Raw genomic sequence first — 21100 nt, 5'->3', positions numbered from 1 at the left:
CAGCCTCTGTGCCATCGGTCTAACCATTGTAGATATTGGTCAATTTTTTCCTAGCATCCTCCATTTCGATTATTATGAAAATATGGAAGTAAGTGCTATGGACGAGTCATCGCTTGAGGATCTAGCAGATGCATTTGCCGCTTTAGGTCAGCCGTCACGGCTGAGAATTGTGCGTCTGCTGCTGTCTGCTTATCCTGAAGGCTTGCCTGTTGGGGAAATTCAGAAGGAGCTAGGGATTGCAGGCGCAACGCTATCCCACCATCTTGATAAGCTGCGTCAGGTAGGCATTGTGACCTCTAAAAAGGATCGGCAGTGGATTTGGTACCGCGCTGAAGAAAAGTCGCTAACTCGCTTAATTGACTTTTTGTTTGAGGAGTGCTGCACGCGCAACCACGTCGTGAGCATCGAGCATGTTGGTCAGACCATTGCTAACAGCGCATCGAATCCTGGCTGCTGTGACTGACTTCTATTTAGCGAGATGGCGTTAGCAAGATAGCACCTTCTTATTCTTATTTCGATATTTCTAGAAATGTCTAAGGAGAAATAATGGCAACCTACAAAACCCATATTGCATTGAAAGTTTTTGATGTAGAGCGTTCTGTTGCGTTCTATCAAGCTCTATTTGAGACTCCACCTACTAAGCACAAGGTAGGCTATGCCAAGCTTGATATTGAGAATCCATCTTTAAATTTAACGCTGAACGCTACTGGTACGCCTCTGCAGACCGGGAAGCTATCCCATTTTGGGATTCAGGTGGATAGTGCAGACTCAGTGGTTAGCGCGATCGCCCGACTAAAAGCCGCCGGACTCAACCCCTCAGAAGAGTTCAACACAGACTGCTGCTATGCCCTACAAGACAAAGCCTGGATTAGTGATCCGGATGGTAATTTCTGGGAAATTTTCGTAGTCCACGTTGCAGATACTGCACCTGAACTGAATATCGATACGGCTTTTAGCCAACCTGAAACCGCTGAGAAAGATTACTGCGCTCCCACTTGCTGCAGGTAAACCGTCGATTTTTCCAAGGTCGTCTTTCAGCTACAAACCAGTACTTATCTAAGTGTACTTACTTAACTCAGGAGATAACTTATGGCTGTTAGTGTGCTCACTCGATTGAACCGCAGCGTGCGGCGACTAGATAGCGTGTTTTTAGCAATGGCATTGATCGTCTTAGCGCTCACGTTTATTGATCCTGCGCAAGCTAACGTCAGCCTTACTGCTACCCTTTGGCATCTTGTCGAGGTCACGCCTTTTCTACTGCTCTCTATTGGGATTGCTGCTTCTGCCCAGGCTAGCGGCGCCGATAATCTGATTGGAAAAGCATTTCAAGGCCGCGTTGCTGTCATGATTCCAATCGCGTCACTATTTGGTGCACTCTCTCCTTTTTGCTCTTGCGGCGTTATTCCGCTAATTGCTGCGCTGTTGACGATAGGGGTTCCGGTGGCGGGCGTTATGGCTTTTTGGTTATCATCACCGCTGATGGATCCTTCTATGTTTGTGCTGACGTTAGGCACATTGGGGTTAAAGTTTGCGATCGCTAAGGCTGTCGCAACTGTCGCCATTGGGCTGCTCGGCGGTTTTGGCACACTATTGCTCATTCGCCTAGGCGTTGCAAAAGCGTCTTTCTTCGATCCGCTCAAAGAAGGTGCAAATGATGGCGGCTGTGCTGGCAGCAGCGTTCGGAATCCAAAGCCTGTCGTCTGGTGGTTCTGGCTAGAGAAGAAGCGTTGGCAGAAGTTTTGGAAGGGAGCGCGCAAGAGCGCCTGGTTTTTGGGCAAGTGGCTAGCTCTCGCTTTTCTGCTAGAGACTCTGATGCTGGCGTATGTGCCTGATGGTTGGATCGGCGCAGTGGGTGGGGATGATAGCTTATTTTCAATCGTTGTGGCTGCTTTTATCGGTGCGCCTGCCTATCTCAATGGATATGCGGCCCTACCGCTGGTCGATGGACTCATCTCTCAGAGAATGAATCCTGGTGCAGGTATGGCTTTCTTGCTAGCAGGTGGGGCGACTAGCATCCCGGCGATGATTGCAGTGTTTGCATTAGCACGTCGTCCTGTTTTTTTCGCGTATCTCGGCTTTGCCTTTATAGGCTCTGTTCTAGCGGGTCTTGTCTTTAGCGCTGTTATCTAATCTTGGCTTTTGTCCAATCTTCCGTTGTCCTTAGTCGTGGGTTGCCTTGCTCGCTTTTGCGACGTTATCAAACACCATTTCCATGCGATCGCCCCTTAGTCTAGCGACGCCGTATTCAATCAGTCGTCCTTGCTGGTCTGCGTTCACCGACTCTGCCAGTAAGATAGCTTGATTGAGTGGCAGCTCTAGCATTTTGGCATCGCGCGGCTGTACAAGCCTTGCGGATACTGACGTGCTTAGGCGGATATGGTCTATTGCGTAGCGATCACGTAGCCACCGAGAAATCGAGCCAACTTCTACCAAATACGATATGCTCTCTTCGCTCAATAGATCGGGGAATCGTGCCAGCGGGAAGTAGCCACTGCCGACGCTGATCGGTTCGTCGTCTGCCGTTCCTAAGCGCTCTACATGAGCAACAGGCGCGCCTTGCTCGATACTCAATTTCTTCGCTACCGAGACATCAGCTGAGACTTCAACTGCTCTGATAAGAGTAAAAGCGGCACTATGTCCCTGCGCTTTGAGCGCTTCGTTGTAACGCACTCGCTGACCGATGGCGTAGCGGATGGGCGCGGCCACAAAGGTGCCGCTACCGCGTTGGGAGCGCAGCAGTCCTTCTTGCTTGAGCAGTGATATGGCCTGTCGGATGGTGTTGCGGTTGACACTGAACTGCTGTGATAGCTGTGATTCTGGAGGAAGGCGATCGCCCACTTTGTACACACCCGCCTGAATGTTGTTGCGGAGCTGCTGTGCAATCTGCACGTATAGCGGTGCGGCGGAGTGAATCATCAATTTAGTCAAAATGTATTTGAGTCGAGATGTATTCGACAACACTTAGTGCCGAGAAAGTCTTGCAGAATTTGAAAGCATACGGCATACTCTAATCCTAATCCAAATTGTCTATACATCTAGGCTAATTAGTCTAGCCGGTTACAACTAGAGTATCTATGACTATGAATAGAGCAGACAGACAGGCATGGATGGCTGTATTAGCGAAAGCGCCTTTGGACCTATTAGAGCAGTGTGTGAGAAATTTGGGTGATTTACCTAAGTATCGTTTTTTGAGATCGCCCGAAGTCGGCCTGACGATGGTACGCGGCAGGGCAGGCGGCGGGGGTGAGGCCTTTAATTTAGGAGAGATGACAGTGACCCGATGTGTCGTTCAGCTCACAACATCTGTAGGCACAAAATCAGATGAAGAATCATCTGGGTTTGGATATGTGGCGGGCCGCTCTCAAATCCACGCTGAGCTTGCCGCTGTCTGTGACGCACTACTACAGCAGCATCGGTGGCATTACCAGATAAAGTCCACTGTCATAGCGCCGCTGCAAGCAGCCTATCAGCGTCACAGTCGGGAAACTCAGCAGCAGACAGCCGCTACGCAAGTCGAGTTCTTCACCTTGCTTAGAGGAGAGTAGTCATGAGCGCAGCGATACTGCCTGGCTTCCAAGACACAGTCCATGACGCTCAATGTACCTTCAAAAATCTGTTAGAAGCGCTCTCTCATCCCGGGCGTCCTTACCGCCTTCGAGTAGATATCACTGCACCTGATGGTCTTACCCCTATTTGCGCCGCGGCTTGCCTTTCACTTGTTGATATAGAAACCGCTGTTTGGTTGCAGCCTAGCTTACCAACGTCGGTGCGAAACTGGCTGCGTTTTCATACGGGATGCCGATTTACAACAGACCCCAGTGAGGCCGATTTCGCCGTTGTTGCAAACTTTTCTTCAGAAATTGATTTGAGCGCTTTCAATTGGGGAAGTGCTGAATGTCCTGAACGCTCCACGACGCTACTTGTTCAGGTCAAAGGACTTGATGGTGGTGAATCTAAGCAACTTAATGGTCCTGGCATTTTGGGAAGTCTTTCTTTTTCGCCTAGATTGCCTGCTGCCTTTTGGAAGCAGTGGCCCGAAAACAATACTCTCTATCCTCGTGGCCTGGACTGCTTTATGTTTGCTCATGATTCTGTTGCTGGTCTGCCTCGTACTACTCACGTTCACAGTTAAGCCTATGTCCTACGTATCTGTAAAAGGGGGCGAAAAGGCAATTCGGAATGCGGAAGCTTTGCTAAAGGCCCGTCGCAGGGGCGAACATACCCTTCCTGAACTCAGCCTTTCCCAAATAAAACAACAGATGAGTCTGGCTGTAGATCGAGTCATGTGCGAAGGCAGCCTCTACGACCCAGACTTAGCCGCTCTAGCTATCAAACAATCCTGGGGCGACCTTGTTGAAGCTATCTTTTTACTGCGAGCCTACCGCACCACACTTCCCCGCTTCTACTACAGTCAGCCGATAGACACCAATGCAATGTCTATCCAACGCCGGATCTCTTCTATCTTCAAAGATATTCCAGGTGGTCAGATGCTTGGTCCTACCTTTGACTACATTCACCGACTGCTAGATTTTAAGCTTGCGGCCGAAGATAATATGCCGACTTTCCCCAGAAAAGAGTCGTCATCTACAGAAACACCTAGAGCATTAGATGTGCTTGGGCATGAAGGACTCATCCAGTCAGAGCCACCACTAGATGAGAACTCGGTGCCAGAACCCTTCGATCTGACCCGTCAGCCTTTGCACATTCCAGCTTCTCGTGATGCTTGCCTGCAAAATCTTACCCGCGCTGACGAGGGGTTTCTGCTCAGTCTGGCCTACTCCTCGCAACGTGGCTATGGCAACAGTCATCCGTTCGCGGGCGAGATTCGGATGGGTGAAGTGGAGGTTGTGATTTGCCCAGAAGAGCTAGGATTTGAAGTTTGCCTTGGTACAGTAGCCGTGACCGAGGTGCAAATGGTGAATCAGTTTAAAGGATCGAAGCAGCTAGCGCCCCAGTTCACACGGGGGTATGGTCTAACCTTTGGCTACAACGAACGCAAGGCAATGGCAATGGCGATAGTCGATCGCTCGCTGAGAGCAAAGGAATTTGGAGAGGAGATTAAAGGACCAGCCCAGCAGCAGGAGTTCGTTCTTTCTCATAGTGATAGCGTCGAGGCGCAGGGGTTTGTTCAACACCTGAAGCTGCCGCACTATATTGACTTCCAAGCGGAGCTGAATCTGGTTCGCAAGATGAGAGAAGAGTACGAAGCTGATAAGTCGTCATCTCAGCAGATAGATTCTCAGCAGATTGGCGTATCGGATGGAGGTATTAGTCATGATAACAAAGTTGCCTGACGCGACAAGCAGCGTAGAGCCAGGTTTTAACTTTGCTTACTTGGATGAGCAAACAAAACGATCTATTCGCCGTAGTCTGCTTAAAGCTATTGCTATTCCCGGCCATCAAATCCCGTTTAGCTCGCGTGAGATGCCGATGTCTTATGGGTGGGGAACTGGGGGTATTCAGGTCACCGCTTCTGTGATTGGCGCAAACGATACGCTCAAAGTGATTGACCAAGGTGCGGACGATACGACCAATGCGGTGAATATTCGACGCTTTTTTGTGAAAGTGTGCGGCATAGAAACGACTGAAAAAACAACAGAAGCGACCGTGATTCAAACTCGCCATCGCATTCCCGAGACGCCGCTAAAAGAAGGACAAACGATAGTTTATCAGGTTCCAATTCCAGAGCCGCTGCGGTGGATTGAACCCTCGGAAGTAGAAACGCGCAAAATGCATTCTTTGAGTGAATACGGTGCAATGCACGTGAAGCTCTACGAAGATATCACGCGCTTTGGGCATATCGCCACTGCCTATGACTATCCGGTGATAGTAAATGATCGCTATATGATGCGGCCTAGCCCAATTCCTCGCTTTGATAATCCCAAGCTAGATATGAATCCGGCGCTGCAGCTTTTTGGGGCGGGTAGGGAGAAGAGGCTGTATGCAGTGCCACCCTACACCTCTGTAAAAAGCTTGGGCTTTGAGGACCATCCGTTCAGCGTAGAGCGGTGGGACAAGCCCTGTGAGTTTTGCGGTTCTACAGCAAGCTATCTGGACGAGGTCGTCGTTGATAACGATGGTGGGCGTTTGTGGATTTGTTCTGATACGGACTATTGCAACCGTATGCAGACTGCGATTAAACAGGCAGGTGAGAAATGAAACCGCTTTTAGAAGTGAGCAACATCAGTAAAACATATGGCTCGGTGCGGGCGTGCGATCGCATTTCCTTTTCTCTCTATCCAGGACAAATTCTCGGCATTATTGGTGAATCCGGTTCGGGTAAGTCCACTCTGTTAAGTGTGATCGCTCGTCATATTCCTGCGGATAGCGGCCAAGTCACCTACCGCAGCCCTCGGAACGGCAGCGACAAAGCGCTCGATATCTTCAGCATTTCTGAATCCGACCGCCGCTGGCTAATGCGAAACGAATGGGGGTTTGTGCGCCAACACGCTTCCGACGGACTGCGAATGAAAGTGACCGCAGGTGCGAACATTGGCGAACGCTTAATGGATGTGGGGCATCGGCACTATGGCAACATCCGCACCGAAGCGAGACGCTGGCTCGAACAGGTGGAGATTCCAACCAGTCGAATGGACGATTTGCCTGGTACGTTTTCTGGTGGGATGCAGCAGCGCCTTCAGCTTGCCCGCGTTCTGGTCACTCAGCCTCGTCTTGTACTGATGGACGAACCGACAGGGGGGCTAGACGTATCGGTGCAGGCCAGACTGTTGGATCTAATGCGTCAGCTTGTGCGCAGCCTCAATCTTAGCGTCATTCTAGTTACCCACGATATCGGCGTTATTCGCTTGCTCGCCCATCGTCTGCTCGTGATGAATCGCGGCAAAGTCGTAGAACAAGGGCTTACCGATCAAGTCCTCGACGACCCGCACCATCCGTATACTCAATCGCTTATCAGCGCTACGCTCGTCCCATAGGTCTTTACAGCATGTCCGATCCAGCTCAGCTACTCGAACGCTTACCTATATCTTCTCCTGTGCCGCCGCTGCTCCCTGATGAAGCACTGCTTTGCGCCCGCAGCCTATACAAAGGATTCACGCTTCATAATCAAGGCGGTATCCACTTTCCGGTGTTGGAAGGGGTTTCGCTGACCGTGAAGCCGGGTGATTGCGTTGCGCTAGAAGGGGCATCAGGATCGGGAAAGTCGACTTTTATGCGATCGCTCTACGCTAACTACCAAGTAGACAGGGGCGAAGTTTGGATCAAGCACAGAGGCCAGTGGCACGACGTTGTGACCGCTCAGACACATGAACTGATGGATATTCGGCGCTATTCTCTCGGGTATGTGAGTCAATTTCTAAGAGTAATTCCTCGCGTATCGGCAATAGATGTCGCCGCAGAGCCCCTGGTAGATTCTGGTATTTCACCTGCGATGGCAAAGGAGAAGGTGCGATCTCTTTTCTCTCGTCTCAATCTGCCCGAACGACTGTGGAGCGTTTCTCCAACAACATTCTCCGGCGGTGAGAAGCAGCGCGTCAACGTTGCTAGAGCCTTTGCAGACGACTATCCCATCCTGCTTTTAGATGAACCCACCTCGGCCTTAGATGCTGATAATCGTAGGGTCATTGTCCAGCTCATAGAAGAAAAGAAGCAACAAGGCTGTGCGCTGATTGGAATCTTCCACGATGAGTCCGTGAGAAATCAGGTTTGCAACCAATCCTTAACCTTCGCACTGCATGATTGAGACTTCCTGATTGCGCTAGCCGAATAGCTAAATCTAGATAGAACCGTACCAGCTACCAACTATGAAAGAAAGTATCTACACGAACTATCGCCTTCAGCTCCCCACCGAAGAAGTTCTAGGAACGCTGGTTGTTCGAGATGGTCTGATTGCCGATATTCAGCCTGACTTATTGCCCTCTTCTAATAGTAGTCACCTCAACAACAGCCACATCATCGATGGAGAGGGGGACTATCTCCTACCAGGCCTGATAGAGCTGCATACCGATAATCTAGAGCGCTGTATCACTCCGCGCCCTGGCATTCGCTGGCCGCTCGAAGCGGCGGTTACCTATCACGATAGAGATCTTGCTGCTGCAGGTATTACGACAGTTTGTGATGCGATCGCCATCGGTGATGTCACCCCTGGCGAATCGGTTCGCAAAACAGACTACGACAATATGATTCAAGCGGTGCGCGATCGCCAAGCGGCCGAGGAACTCTTAATTGACCATCGCCTGCACCTGCGCTGCGAACTTGCCTACGAGATGGTTGCTGATATTGTCAGTGACTATGTAGACTATCCTGCGCTTTCGCTCATCTCGCTGATGGACCACACGCCAGGTCAACGTCAGTTTGCTAAGCTTGACAAGTTCAGAGAATACTATATGGGCAAGCACGGCCTTCGCGCTGACCAAGTTGATGAGTTCATTAAAGAGAGAATCGAAGCGCAGAAGATATACGCGGACAAAAGCCGAAAAGGTCTCATTTCTCTAGCTAGCAAACATCAGCTCTCTATCGCTAGCCACGACGATGCCACCGTAGAACATGTTGAGCAAGCCGTTAGCGAAGGGGTAAATATCTCTGAGTTTCCGACTACACTCACCGCCGCCAAAGCAGCTAGATCTCATAATCTTCAGGTTCTGATGGGTGCGCCAAACCTGGTCTTAGGCGGTTCTCATTCTGGGAACGTGTCGGCAATGGAGCTAGTGAAGCGAGATCTTGTCGATCTAATTTCATCGGACTATGTGCCGCATAGTTTGCTGCAATCTGTTTTTGTGATGGCTGAAGTGACGGGTAAACCTATCTACGAGACTATGAAGCCAGTAACGATTAACGGTGCGATCGCCATTCAGCTAGAGAGTGATCGCGGCAGCCTCGAAACGGACAAACTCGCCGACCTTCTCTGTGTGGGATATAGCCCGGCGCACAAAGCGCCTGTCCCTCGCCTTACTCGAGTCATAAAAAGCGGCCATCGGATCGCGTAAAGCCTGCCCTTTTTATCCAGCAGCCCTATGCTAAAGATGCCGTCAAACTCCGTATCTGGGTCGACTTAGCCAAAGATCTAACTCACCGTACGTACGTTCATTTTGTCCCTACACTTGCCCGCTGCCTACATAAATAGCCTCTGTAGAGGCTTCTATAAAGTTGGCTAGGTATCCAAGCGCTAAAAAGCGCTAAATAGGGACAGCTAGCTGAGCCAGAACAGACCGCCTAGGGTCAAGGCGATACCGAGTAGGGCAATCCAGACAAATTGATTATCGGCAGTGTTTACCTCGCTTAGATCAAGCGGTTCTGGTTCGGACTTAGGCTTACGACGGCGAGGCCTCTTAGGCCTTTGGGCGTAGCGAATCTGGGTATCGTCATCCATATTTGCCAAATCTGGGATCTTCGTCACCCACTCTGGCTTTAGCTCTAGCTCAGGAGCTTCTAGAATGTAGAGGATACGTTTGCTCTGCTGTTTGGTATCTAGATCAGGGTGCATAATTAGCTTGCGGCAAAGGGCTAGTCCTTCTTCCTCCCTACCGCTAGCGATATAGGCGTTGACTAGCCATAGCTGGATTTCACCCCCTCGGCTACCTACCGGGTTAGAAAGGGATAGGGCAGTCTGAAAATGCGTGATCGCTTGTTTGTAGCGTCCTCTTTCAAAGAGAAACTGTCCGCTAGCCATTTCAGCATCCGCCTGGGCTTTCTTTTCGGCATTGTTCAATCGGTTGAGCGCTGAGCGGGTAGTGTCCGGCTTGTCATCTGAAGTAGTTAGACTGCTTATGTCATTCTCTCTACCGTCTCTTTCACCATCATTCAATCGGACATCATCAGAAGTCGAAGTATCAGGCTGGGGGATTTGCCCTGGCTCCAAGGTCATGGATAATCATCAAAATAGCTATCATCCTGTATTGTACCGCGGTGTAATCTAGCGCTAGTGCAAAGCGGTTCAAAGGAGTCGGTATCGATGTTGACGGTCATTTCCCCTGCCAAAACTTTAAACTACACAGGAGCTAACTATCCTCACTTCACTCAGCCTGTCGTTCTAGACCAAAGCGAACAGCTTGTCAAAGAACTCCGCAGCTACGATCAAGCGCAGCTCTCAGAGCTAATGAAGATTAGCGATAAGCTGGCCCAGTTAAACTACCAGCGCTACCAAGACTTCCAAACGCCCTTTACCCTAGAGAATGCTAAACAGGCTCTGCTAGTTTTTGATGGAGATGTTTATAAAGGCATCCATATAGAGGACTATGACGAAGACGATCTCACGTTTGCCCAAGATCATCTAAGAATCTTATCAGGTCTCTACGGCGTTCTGCGTCCACTCGATCTAATGCAGCCCTATCGCTTAGAGATGGGTACCAAGCTAGCAACCAAGAAAGGTAAGAATCTCTACGAATTTTGGGGTGAACGAATCTCTGATCTGATCAATGCTGAGCTAGTAAAAGAAAGCGAACCCTGTCTATTGAATCTGGCCTCGAACGAATATTTCAAGGCAATTCAACAAAAGTCTATCAAGGCGAAAATCCTAAATATTGAGTTCAAGGAAAACAAAGCGGGCATCTATAAAACTATCGCTATCCACGCTAAGCGAGCTAGAGGACTGATGGTAGATTTTGTAATTCGCAATCGCATCGATAACCCCACACTTATCAAAGGATTCGATAGCGATGGCTACACTTTCAACAAATCGCTTTCAACAACGGATAGCTGGGTCTTCTGCCGTGATTAGAAAGATGATGGAGGTAAGAGGTATAGCATCTGTATGCATGCTTACTTCGCGAAAGGTTTCTGTTATTCGCTCTGATCACGGTAGTCGGCTACCAACACGTTCGTTTCACTTCCACTAGGACAGAAATAGCTCAGTTAGTTTGACCAACCTAAGACGGTTCGAATCTGGTCGGCTAGTTCTAGCGGGCGAAAGGGCTTGATAAACACAGTGGTAACATCGTTTGGATCAATACCCGTTTGAGAAATTGGCTGAACTTTAGCTGTTACTAAGATCACCGGCAGGGCCTGGGAGTCATACTTTTCTCTAATTTTTTTCAGCGTGGCGCGGCCGTCCATATCTGGCATCATCATATCGAGCAAGATTAGATCCGGCTTTTGCTCTAGGATAATTTCCAAGGCCTGGTGTCCGCTGCTAGCCTGGAGCAATATCCAGTCAGTTTTCATCTGTAGGGCTAGCACGGCGATCGCTAGGGCATCCGCTTCATCATCTACAATCAACACGGTTTTAGACATCAGCTGCCCTTTCTCCTAAATCGTTTCTATCTTCTTTAGACAATATTCTCTAGACAGGTGAGCCTGTAGGCAGACAAACGTGAAAAGTACTGCCTTGACCTAGTGTGCTTTCTGCCCAAATTCGACCTCCATGCTGCTGGAGAATCTGGCGACAGATGGCGAGCCCTAGTCCAGTTCCGCCTTTTCTGCGAGAGTCGGACGCATCCACTTGCTGAAATCTTTCAAAAATAGTTTCTAATTGCTCAAAGGGAATTCCTCTACCTTGATCGCTTAGGGTGATATGAAGCTGAGGAACTGTTTGAAGCGTGTTGCTCGAAGCAGGTTCTTCTAGAGTAGGTTTATCCAACTCAACTGTTAGCAGTACTGTGCCACCAGCGGGAGAGAATTTGATGGCATTGCTCAGCAGATTAGTCAGGGTTTGGAGAATGCGATCGCAATCTACAGTCACAGGTACGGACATCGACTGTACCTGCAGTTGCACTTGAGCATTATCTGCCATGGCTTGCATTGACTCTACCGCCTGCGTGACTAAATTGGCGATATTGCAATTAGAGCGATTGACGCTCATTTTGCCGGACTTTAGCCGCTCTAAATCGAGGATGTCATTAACTAGGCGAATCAGTCGCTCTGCGTTCGTAGTCGCTACTGAGAGAATTTGCTGGCCCTGCTCTGTTAGCACGCCTAGCTCGCCAGTGCTCAGCAGATCTAATGCGCCTGCAAGCGAGTGCATAGGGGTACGTAGCTCGTGGCTAACGACAGAAATAAACTCGTTCTCCAATCGTTTACGCTCGGTGATGTCGTTGATAATGGTCAAAGCGCAGGGTTCGCCATCAAGTACGATTTTCTTGATCGAGGCCAGCACAATTCTTAAGTCTCCTTGTCTGGTCTTATACTCTAGTTCTTCGTTGTCAAAAGAATCGTTCAAAGAGACTTGAGAAATCGCTGCTTGATAATGGGATTGGTCTTGCCACATCGCTAGTTCAGCAGTTGTTTTCCCCATTATCTCAGGCTGCGAGTATCCGCTCAAACGCAAAAAGCTAGGATTAACAGCGATGAAAGTGTCATCACTGAGTCTGGTAACCGCAATCGGACTAGGGCTAGCGTTAAAAGACTTTTTGAAGGTTTCTTCAGCGCGCCGACGGTTGTCTATCTCTTGCTGTAAGCGTAGCGTATGAGCCTGTTGCTGCTGCTGTAGACGGTGCAGAGTGAGATGGGTTTGAATGCGAGCGAGGACTTCATCTACATGGAAAGGCTTGGTGATAAAATCAACACCACCGACGTTGAAGGCGTTGACTTTATCTAGAACGTCGCCTAGAGCGCTGATAAAGATGACGGGAATATCACAAGTGGTTTCATGGGCCTTTAGCTGCTCACAAACCTCATAGCCATTCATTTCAGGCATGTTGATATCTAGCAAAATTAAGTCGGGCGGCGCGGCGATCGCCCCTCTTAATCCTGTTGATCCCTTCGTCACACTACGCACCTTATACTGCCGTTCGCTGAGCATGGTGGAGAGTAGGTGTAGGTTTTCAGGGGTGTCATCAATGACAAGAATGTCGGCTTTGATTGGCCTGACCTCTGTTGAGTGCCTCTGGCTTAGGTGGGTAGTCTTGACAGCTGTCGGATTGACAGGAAGCGATGAAGGATCAAGCATAGGTCTTAGGTCAATTCAATAAGCTCATCGAAGCAAAAGTTTTGAGTCATTTGGGTAAGCGAGGCGGCTAGCTGATCGTTGCTCTCTGGAATTTGGCTGATGAGTTGATAGAGTTGTTCGGCATCGACTGCTATGGCCGCCTTCTGGAACTTGGCTCGCCAGGCAGCGGGCATGACAGTCATATCTTCTGGCTGCAGCGGTTTGGCTGGACGGGAAAATGAAGCCGACTGGTCGTTTGGCTCATGTGCGGCTAAGCTTGGAGCGCTCAGGTTTTGAGGTAGTGTAGGAATATCACTGCTTGAGCTATATCTAGCCAGGTCATAGCTATACAGGTATTGCACGCCTAGCTGCTCAGTCATTTTTTCAAAGATGGTCTGAGTATCAAATGGCTTACGCACGAGATCATCGCATCCGCAGGCCAAAGCCTGAGCGCGTTCTTCTTCAAAGGCGCTAGCTGTGACGGCAATAATCTTGGTAGAAATATCTTGGTTGGCAGCGATCGCTCGAATCTGTTTAGTCGCCTCGTAGCCGTCCATAATGGGCATCCGCATATCCATCCAGATTAGATCAGGGCACCAGGACTTGAAAGCTGCGATCGCCTCTTCACCATTGGTCACTGCCTGCACCTCAAACCCTATCGGGGATAGCAGCGCCAGCATCAGACTTCGAGCTGAATCCACATCTTCTACCACCAAAATTCGATAGGTCCGCTGACCAGGCGCTAGTGACACCACCGTGCCGATAGGAGCGGTCGGCAGCTCGTCTAGCTCTGCGGGCTGCGCTTGAATAGAGAAGGAGAACGTCGAGCCTTGATCAACGATGCTCTCGACGTTGATCTCACCGCCCATCATCTGTACAAAGCGCTGACTGATCGCTAGACCTAAACCAGTTCCCTGATGAGCCGTTCGGGTTCTAGACGCCTGAAAAAAGGGATCGAAAAGGCATGAGAGATCTTCAGCAGAGATACCGACGCCTGTATCTACAATGCTGAAATTAAGTCGGTATAATGAAGGGATATTTTCACAGGAAACCGATAGCGTTACGCTGCCTGTGGGCGTAAACTTAATTGCGTTGCCTACTAGATTTACCAGCACCTGTCGAAGCTTAGCCTCGTCGGTCTTAACAAATTGAGGAACTGCTTGATCAACCTGCACAGATAACGTAATCGCTTTAGCTTCTGCTCGCATAGAAAGCATTTCTTCAAGTGTGCGTAGCAGATAGCGTAAATCGAAACAGGTAGGATCAAGTGTTAGCCGCCCTGCTTCAATTTTGGACATCGAGAGTACGTCGTTGATCAGTGTCAATAAATGACCACCACTACGACTGATGATCCCAAGATAGTTGTTGTAGTCAGAAGAGCGCTCCTTTTGAAAATAGGTTGTGTTAGCGTGATCGCTTTGCATGAGCTGAGTAAATCCAAGAATCGCATTCAACGGGGTTCTTAGTTCATGGCTCATATTTGCTAAAAACTCACTTTTTGCCTTGTTGGCCGTATTTGCAGCTAGCGCCGTTTTTTCTAACTGCTGGCTATAGCTTTCAATCTGCAGACGAGAACGGCTAAGCTGACGCACTAATCGGTTCACACCAAGCAGTAGAATAGCCGCTGATCCTAAGCCAACTATCGTCAAAGTAATCGCCAAACGACGGGCAGGTAAAAATGCTTCTTGCTGACTCATCTCTGCTAGCAAAGCGAGGTCTTGACCGGATAGCCAACGATAGACCCCAATTACAGGCTTACCTAGATAATTGTCATAGAGCCCTTCTCCATTCTGTCGCTCGAAGGCAGCAGCAATTCCTTCACTCTGAGGAGACTGGGCAAGGGGGTTGTCGGTGCCCTCGCGTGAGATGAAAGCTGTTTTATTGGCTAGCAGACCAACCAGATAAGTTTCCCCTGTATCGGAAAGGCCAGTTCGCTCCGAGATGATATCGTCGATCCGCTTTAGGTTGAGATTAGCTAAAATCATCCCTTGGCGATTGCCTTCTGTATCCAATACTTTGGTCGCGTAGGTAATGGCGGGTTTTCCAGTTTTAGGAGAAACATAGAAGATAGGTGCAAATGTCTCTCCTGCCTCTACTTCTTCTACCTCAGTTAGATTCGTTGAAATCTCATACTTTCCTTCTAGCTCGGGATTTGTTGATAGTACGATTTGATTCGCCCGATTTTGAATAGAAATGTCTGTAAACTTTGGCTTTTGATTTTGAATTTCTTCTAGATAGGCTGATAGTCGCTGATAGGCCCGCTGATAGGCTGCCGATTCTGCTGGATTAGTGAGCAGCGTCTGCAATTCTGTTTCTACAGTTGGAAACGAAGCAATCAGTAGGAAGTCTTCTTCACAAGCGACTAGCCAGCGGGTGATTTCTTTTTCTTTGAGGGTGGCAGTAACGCTCAACCTATTGTAGGCAGCCTCTTCAAGCGCCCGGCGCCCCCGAACATAGGCTACTGTGCCGACCATTCCTACAGCGATCAGCGCTAGTAGCAGAAAAGAGCGAGCAATCCGAGCTGCAAAGCCAGATTGACCAGGCTGAGTATGATGCGGTTGAGAGTGAATAGCTTTGGGTGTCATAGGCGATCGCGAAAGATTGCTTCGATCGCCTCAATGGCTTCTTCAGCTGCTTGCTGAGCTGAAAGTTTGTCAACCGCCATCTTATGAATTATTTGCCCCCAAATATTTCTTTCCATCACCGTGCCATAGTCAGGATTTAATGCATTATAAGAAGGCAGCGTTCGACCTTCAGTGATTGTTTTGATCACGGTTGAGACGTGCGGATCATTAGAATCATGCCAGTAATCATCAGCCTCTATTTGACTTAGACCGGGGGGAACGTATCGCCCATAAGATGTTTTCAAAAAGGTGTTGAGTACTTCAGGCTGAACTAAATAAGATAGAAAGTCTTTTGCCGCTTGTTGATGAGGCGCGTCGTTGAATACAACCGCTTGACGAATGCTCACAAAATGGGGTGAAGGCAGACCACGCACAGTGTTTGGAAATTCAATCGACCCTAATTTCTTAAAATAAATATCCTCATCATTGCGAACCGCCGCTGGAATTGACATCGTTGGATTAGGTGTCATTACCACGTCACGATCTAACAGATTTCGATTGTTTTCAGGATCTAGCCAGTTGACCGCACTCTCAGGCACATAGCCTTCTCGATAAAACTGAAGATACCAGTCTAAACACTGGGCAATTCTAGACTTGATTTTAGGATCGTCTAGACGGAGATTCCCGCTATCATCTAAGAGCTTTACATCGTAAGCGGCTAGCACCTGTTCGAAGGCATGATAGGTATCGGTCGCATCGGCAGAATAAGGCAAGCCGATGCTGCGTAAGTTAGGGTGATTGTCGCTAAGGTTAGTCTGCACCTGCTGCCAAAACCGCCAAAAGCCATCCCAGTCTGTTGGAATATCTTCTGGTGTGTAGCCTGCCTCCTGCAGCAGATCTTTCCAGTAGTAGATATGGATAGTTGATTGATTGAGCGGTACTGCGTAGTAGCGATCGCCTTTTTGACTGCCAGACTTTTCGCTGCCGTAAACTTTAGCCGCTTGCAAAGCATCTGCGGTGTAGCTGTCTGCCAGTGGAGCTACGACATCCGTCACATCAGCCAGCCTGCCTTCCCACTCAGAAACAGGATAGACCGACTTTGCAGCAAATAGGATATCTGGAGAAGCCCCTGACCGACTAGCTCTTAGCGTTTTTGGTGCGGTTTCCCCCGAATTAAAAAAAGATAGTTTGACCGGCAGTCCACCATTCGCTACCCAATCTTCTACCACTTGCCGAATGGCTTCGTCCTCTTCGATGACATAGCCTTTATCCCAAAGGACTACCAAAGCCTCTGAATTAACTTCACTAGCAGGTCGTTCAGATATCAGCACTGACTGAGAGCAGGCAACAACGCTCAGCAAGGCTAGTAGAGCCAATAAACCATAGCCTGTTTTTTTGAGTCGATAGTTTAGGCAGTTCACCATGACAGTCAGACAGATTTCAAGGTCTCTTTAAAATATAGTCAACTATCTATTGTGATATCGATCAAGCTTTTTTCTCACTGTATGGCAATGTATCTTTAACTAGCTGTGTATACTTCAATCTGTCTGCTGAAGCAATCCTGTAGGTTATTAAGTTTTCTGCTACTAAAGAGCGCGATTGTGTAGCTACCTTTTCTCTACAAAAACAGTACCTATAAGGGTACTATTTTCCTTAGTTTGTTTCACATAGAATTTAGGTATGGAAGCTGGCTGGTTAACTTTAGGAGCTTAGATACTAGGAGCTTAGATACACGAAGATCTTGAATACACATCACAAGGAGACGCATAAATAGAATTCAACTGTTCTTGCTCTATCTTTGCAGTCTCTGTCGCCCTAATCTATGTTCCTTAGTTTCAGGATATTTTCGAAGATTATACCAAGATCAGCAGACAACTTTTGCCTTATTTTATTTGTATTACTACAGTGGAATTTTAGAAGAATAAGTAGATTTTTTGCGGAATAAATAGATTGTTGATCAAAAAAAGTTATTCTCCAGCGATGGGGTGTGCTTACCTACTTCAACAGAGTCCATAGAAAGCGATCGCTTTTCTAGTTCAGATGTGTTCAAACTCTCTTAACCGCTCTTTCTCAGTTACTTAGTCCATTGGTACTGACCTATTGCTGTATCAAAGCATCACCTAATGGTGTCGCTCATTGCTACGCTCATTGCTACGCTCATCGCTTAGGTAGCAGAGTGACTAATAGGAATGAGTTTGTCTCGGCAATTTTTACAACAGAATCGACTTAATAAGTTGACTTCAATAACCTTATATCCTGAGAACTCATTATGTCATTAGACTCACAAATATCCGCTCCATTTACATACGACGAAGCTGTGGATGGTGACTTACCTAGCGGTGGTAATTCACCGGACTTTGCTTTTGGCGTAGGCACAAATATTGTAATTGGCGAAACCTCATTCTCAAACAATGATGCGCCTGTGCCTATTGACACTGACTTTGATGCCTTTTCCTTCCACGTTCCGGCCGGTACTGTCTTGGAGTCAGTTTCTTTAGATATTGGGCTGTTGCCTGTAGGTGCAGGGACTTTCTCCCAAACAAGCATTTTCCTTATCGGTGCTGCGTCTGTAGGGGGAAATCCGAAGGCACAAGTGGATATTCCTTCTAAAAGTCTCAACTTATTTAATGAATTTTTGCCGTTGGCATCTGGTCGCTATAAAGTCAGCCAAGGCTCTTTAGCAGGTGTATTAGATGCCGGAGAATTTCGAACTGCTAAATACACCTTCTCTATAAAAGTTAGCGAGTCTCCGCTTTCTCCTATCAACGGCACTAACGCAGACGATAAGCTTTTAGGCTCTAGTCGGATCGATATCATTAATGGATTTTTGGGCAAAGATCAGCTGGTTGGCAAAGCTGGTAATGACCTGCTTAATGGTGACGGAGGTAATGATAGGCTCTTCGGCAACGGTGGCAATGACAAGCTTTTTGGAGGGAATGGTCGAGATAAACTCGATGGTGGAGGAGGTGATGACCTACTCAACGGGGGTATTGGCAATGACAAACTGTTTGGAAAAGGCGGCAATGATAATCTTATCGGAGGTAGGGGCCGAGACTTCCTAAACGGTGGGGTAGGAAATGATCTACTAGATGGAGGGGTTGGAAACGACCATCTATTTGGTGGTGGAGGCGCTGATAGGTTTGTACTGCGAGCCGGTGATGGGCTTGATACGATCACTGCTTTTCGAGTCGGAGTAGATGAGTTTATTCTAGATGGAATAAACTCTGTTGATATTTTAATAACTCAAGGTTTAGGCGGCACTTTGATTAGTCTTACTGACACTAACGAGCAGTTGGCCTTTGTTGAAGATATACAGGCTAACGAGCTTGTAGGTACCCTATAGGTTCTTGTAGCACGGGTATCTTTAATTACAGGTATCTTGGAACAGATCTTCCCATGATCATTTGAACCGGAGAATCTTCTATCTCTTCGGCCCAATTACTTTTCTAAAGAAAGCAACAGCTTGCGTAGCAGGTCGGATAGAGTTTTTCGGTCTGCTTCATCTAACCCACCCAATACGCGATGCTCGTTGTCAACATGCGCGGTGACAGCAGATTCGATTAGATCGAAACCTTTGTCTGTTAGATGAATCAGCGTACCTCTGCGATCGCGTTTATCCGGCACCCGTTCGACTAGCCCTGCCTTTTCTAGTCGATCAATCCGGTTGGTCATTGTGCCAGAAGAGACCATCATCGATCTAAATAGCTCTGTAGGCGAAAGCTGATAAGGTGCGCCTGAACGACGGAGCGTTGCTAGCACATCAAACTCACCGAGCTGTAGGCCAAATTCTGCAAACGTTGCACCAATTGCTTTACGGAAGTGGTGAGCAAGCCTAGTAGTTCTGCCGATTAGCCCCATCGGCGATACGTCGAGGTCAGGCCGCTCTTTTGCCCACTGCGCCAGTATGGTATCAACGGGATCTTTAGGAGTTGAATCATTATTGACAGTGCCTGAAGCCATTAGAGCAAGATGTCTGAAGCTATATGAGAGCAATTCTACCACTCAGGTAAATCTAACTATCATGATTGAAAGTATCTCGATGCTAAGATAAATATGCTAATATCTTGATATAAAGTATCTTATCGTCGAGATTAAATGAATTCTACGTCTTCTCGCCCAGCAGATATTCTGCTGACAGCTTTAGCTCCACTCTTTTGGGGCACAACTTATGTAGTGGCGACTGAGCTCTTGCCATCAGGTCATCCTCTGCTAGTTGCTTCAATGCGATCACTACCCATTGGCCTTTTGCTCACTATTGGTCTGCGTAAGCTGCCAAAAGGTATTTGGTGGTGGCGAATGCTGGTTTTGGGCGGCTTAAACATTGGCGTTTTTCAAGCCCTACTGTTTGTCGCAGCCTATCGTTTGCCGGGAGGTGTAGCTGCGACCACAGGAGCTATTCAGCCTTTGCTAGTAGGACTATTTGCCTGGACAATATTAAATCAAAAACCTTCTAGTCTTTCTGTGATAGCTGCGTTCATGGGCTTTATCGGCGTTGGCTTACTTGTTCTTGGACCGGGCGCTCAGCTGGATACGATTGGCATCATCGCAGCGTTGGCAGGCGCAGGTGCGATGGGTTTAGGCACAGTATTAGTCAAGCGCTGGCATCCCCCGGTTTCTCTAATTGTTTTCACTGCTTGGCAGCTTGCAATTGGAGGGCTGATGCTGCTTCCTATTGCACTAGTTGTAGAAGGGCCTTTTGCTGAAATCACTAGAATGAACCTGTGGGGATTTATTTATCTAGGGCTAGTCGGAACTGCACTCGCCTACGCGCTTTGGTTTCGCGGCATCGATAGACTCAATCCTACCGCCGCTTCCTATCTCGGATTACTAAGTCCGGTTGTAGCCACGCTGATTGGATATGTCTTTTTACAAGAAACTTTCTCAGTTGGCCAGACATTTGGCATTGCGATTGTGCTACTTAGCGTTGCTATTGGCCAAGAGAGTCAGTCGCAACATAAGCTGATGCGCAGGTTAAAAACAAATCAGAGATAACAAAAAACGGAAGAATACAACGAAGAGGATAGATCTGATGACTCAGGAAATTCAACGAATCAACCCTTCAGATCTTGGCGATCCTTCTAGTTATGGATTCACGAATGTTGTAGTCGTTCCTACGGGGAAAACTCTAATCTTTTTGTCGGGACAGGGCGGTAGAGACCAGCAGGGACGAATGGGTAGTTTTGAGACGCAGCTCAAGCAGGCTTTTGAAAACTTGCGAACAGGTTTAGCTGCTGCAGGTGCTGTTCCAGAAGATGTTGTCAAGATCACCGTGCTCTCGGTTGATCATAATGCTGATAAACAGAAACTCATCTCGGCTGAACGGAACGCTTTGTGGCCAGACAAGCTAGTCAAACCCGCTAGCACACTCATTCCGGTTCCCCGGCTAGCGGGCGATGATATGCTCTTTGAAATTGATGCGATCACTGCCATCTCACCTGCTTAGAACAGTCCTACCAAAGATAGTCCCCCTGTCTACCGTTGCTTTTTTAGTTGCTAAGTTCTGTTAGCCTATTAATCGTTCGTCTTTATCAACAACGTTCGTCTTTTCAACAACACCACTTCTTATGAGTAAACCTATCCTTTCTCCAGATCAAATTATTCAAACGCTCAACTGGCGCTATGCGACCAAAGCGTTCAATCCGGACAAAAAAATTCCAGACGATGTTTGGCACGCGTTAGAACAGAGTTTAGTGCTAGCACCGTCTTCTTTTGGAAT

21 protein-coding genes are annotated in these 21100 nt (G+C 48.1%); 14 read left to right on the top strand and 7 right to left on the bottom strand.

What is annotated here, in order from left to right; translation table 11 throughout:
- Positions 1-97 precede the first annotated feature (97 nt).
- From S7335_RS15870 to S7335_RS15860, 3 genes are all read left to right on the top strand, one after another.
- Entirely contained in the window at positions 98-463 is a 366-nt protein-coding gene (locus S7335_RS15870; protein ID WP_006454188.1) for a helix-turn-helix transcriptional regulator, read from the top strand.
- An 83-nt stretch (positions 464-546) separates the two neighbouring features.
- Complete coding sequence (locus tag S7335_RS15865) at positions 547-1008, top strand: ArsI/CadI family heavy metal resistance metalloenzyme (RefSeq protein WP_006454626.1); 462 nt, start codon at positions 547-549, stop codon at positions 1006-1008.
- Between the two features lie 81 nt (positions 1009-1089).
- Entirely contained in the window at positions 1090-2130 is a 1041-nt protein-coding gene (locus S7335_RS15860; RefSeq protein ID WP_006454949.1) for a permease, read from the top strand.
- Positions 2131-2160: 30 nt separating this feature from the next.
- Here S7335_RS15860 and phnF read toward each other — a convergent pair whose 3' ends face one another.
- Complete coding sequence (gene phnF, locus S7335_RS15855) at positions 2161-2916, bottom strand: phosphonate metabolism transcriptional regulator PhnF (protein ID WP_006457119.1); 756 nt, start codon at positions 2914-2916, stop codon at positions 2161-2163.
- Between the two features lie 158 nt (positions 2917-3074).
- Here phnF and phnG point away from each other — a divergent pair, with 158 nt between their 5' ends.
- The 7 genes from phnG (at position 3075) to S7335_RS15820 (ending at position 8945) form a co-directional block, all read left to right on the top strand.
- Positions 3075-3545: a phosphonate C-P lyase system protein PhnG gene (gene phnG, locus S7335_RS15850; RefSeq protein WP_006457061.1), complete on the top strand. Its 471-nt coding sequence runs from the start codon at positions 3075-3077 to the stop codon at positions 3543-3545.
- Between the two features lie 2 nt (positions 3546-3547).
- The gene (gene phnH / locus S7335_RS15845) at positions 3548-4132 is read left to right on the top strand and encodes a phosphonate C-P lyase system protein PhnH (RefSeq protein ID WP_006457041.1); all 585 of its coding nucleotides are present in this window, start codon (positions 3548-3550) and stop codon (positions 4130-4132) included.
- 4 nt (positions 4133-4136) lie between these two features.
- Complete coding sequence (locus tag S7335_RS15840; protein ID WP_006454951.1) at positions 4137-5294, top strand: carbon-phosphorus lyase complex subunit PhnI; 1158 nt, start codon at positions 4137-4139, stop codon at positions 5292-5294.
- A complete protein-coding gene (locus S7335_RS15835; protein ID WP_006456742.1) occupies positions 5275-6159 on the top strand; it encodes an alpha-D-ribose 1-methylphosphonate 5-phosphate C-P-lyase PhnJ in 885 nt (294 codons plus the stop codon). Before S7335_RS15840 ends, S7335_RS15835 begins: the two co-directional genes overlap by 20 nt.
- Positions 6156-6935 (top strand): phosphonate C-P lyase system protein PhnK, encoded by a 780-nt coding sequence (gene phnK / locus S7335_RS15830; protein WP_006453809.1) that lies wholly within the window; start codon positions 6156-6158, stop codon positions 6933-6935. The genes S7335_RS15835 and phnK overlap by 4 nt, the downstream gene beginning before the upstream one ends.
- An 11-nt stretch (positions 6936-6946) precedes the next feature.
- The gene (gene phnL / locus S7335_RS15825) at positions 6947-7702 is read left to right on the top strand and encodes a phosphonate C-P lyase system protein PhnL (protein WP_006456804.1); all 756 of its coding nucleotides are present in this window, start codon (positions 6947-6949) and stop codon (positions 7700-7702) included.
- 61 nt (positions 7703-7763) lie between these two features.
- Positions 7764-8945: an alpha-D-ribose 1-methylphosphonate 5-triphosphate diphosphatase gene (locus S7335_RS15820; RefSeq protein ID WP_006455306.1), complete on the top strand. Its 1182-nt coding sequence runs from the start codon at positions 7764-7766 to the stop codon at positions 8943-8945.
- A 203-nt stretch (positions 8946-9148) separates the two neighbouring features.
- Here S7335_RS15820 and S7335_RS15815 read toward each other — a convergent pair whose 3' ends face one another.
- Positions 9149-9823 (bottom strand): tetratricopeptide repeat protein, encoded by a 675-nt coding sequence (locus S7335_RS15815; protein ID WP_006453398.1) that lies wholly within the window; start codon positions 9821-9823, stop codon positions 9149-9151.
- 87 nt (positions 9824-9910) lie between these two features.
- On the opposite strand from S7335_RS15815, the gene yaaA reads away from it, so the two are divergent.
- Positions 9911-10675 (top strand): peroxide stress protein YaaA, encoded by a 765-nt coding sequence (gene yaaA / locus S7335_RS15810; RefSeq protein WP_006456685.1) that lies wholly within the window; start codon positions 9911-9913, stop codon positions 10673-10675.
- Positions 10676-10809: 134 nt separating this feature from the next.
- Here yaaA and S7335_RS15805 read toward each other — a convergent pair whose 3' ends face one another.
- From S7335_RS15805 to S7335_RS15790, 4 genes are read right to left on the bottom strand one after another with little or no spacing between them, the layout of a single operon-like run.
- Positions 10810-11187: a response regulator gene (locus S7335_RS15805; RefSeq protein WP_006454428.1), complete on the bottom strand. Its 378-nt coding sequence runs from the start codon at positions 11185-11187 to the stop codon at positions 10810-10812.
- Between the two features lie 49 nt (positions 11188-11236).
- Entirely contained in the window at positions 11237-12841 is a 1605-nt protein-coding gene (locus S7335_RS15800; protein ID WP_006456335.1) for an ATP-binding protein, read from the bottom strand.
- Between the two features lie 5 nt (positions 12842-12846).
- Complete coding sequence (locus S7335_RS15795) at positions 12847-15405, bottom strand: hybrid sensor histidine kinase/response regulator (RefSeq protein WP_006455419.1); 2559 nt, start codon at positions 15403-15405, stop codon at positions 12847-12849.
- On the bottom strand, positions 15402-16808 hold the full coding sequence (locus S7335_RS15790; protein ID WP_006455852.1) for an ABC transporter substrate-binding protein: 1407 nt from the start codon (positions 16806-16808) through the stop codon (positions 15402-15404). Before S7335_RS15790 ends, S7335_RS15795 begins: the two co-directional genes overlap by 4 nt.
- Before the next feature lie 845 nt (positions 16809-17653).
- Between S7335_RS15790 and S7335_RS27900 the strand changes: the two genes are divergently transcribed.
- Positions 17654-18727: a calcium-binding protein gene (locus tag S7335_RS27900; RefSeq protein WP_006453846.1), complete on the top strand. Its 1074-nt coding sequence runs from the start codon at positions 17654-17656 to the stop codon at positions 18725-18727.
- 95 nt (positions 18728-18822) lie between these two features.
- Here S7335_RS27900 and S7335_RS15780 read toward each other — a convergent pair whose 3' ends face one another.
- Positions 18823-19344 (bottom strand): MarR family winged helix-turn-helix transcriptional regulator, encoded by a 522-nt coding sequence (locus S7335_RS15780; protein ID WP_006457480.1) that lies wholly within the window; start codon positions 19342-19344, stop codon positions 18823-18825.
- A 135-nt stretch (positions 19345-19479) separates the two neighbouring features.
- On the opposite strand from S7335_RS15780, the gene S7335_RS15775 reads away from it, so the two are divergent.
- On the top strand, positions 19480-20376 hold the full coding sequence (locus S7335_RS15775) for an EamA family transporter (protein ID WP_006455818.1): 897 nt from the start codon (positions 19480-19482) through the stop codon (positions 20374-20376).
- Positions 20377-20413: 37 nt separating this feature from the next.
- Positions 20414-20827 (top strand): RidA family protein, encoded by a 414-nt coding sequence (locus S7335_RS15770; protein ID WP_006455534.1) that lies wholly within the window; start codon positions 20414-20416, stop codon positions 20825-20827.
- Positions 20828-21100: the final 273 nt, after the last annotated feature.

It is taken from the genome of Synechococcus sp. PCC 7335 (assembly GCF_000155595.1).
In the GTDB taxonomy this organism is placed as follows: domain Bacteria; phylum Cyanobacteriota; class Cyanobacteriia; order Phormidesmidales; family Phormidesmidaceae; genus Phormidesmis.
This window is presented reverse-complemented; position numbering and strand designations above follow the sequence as displayed.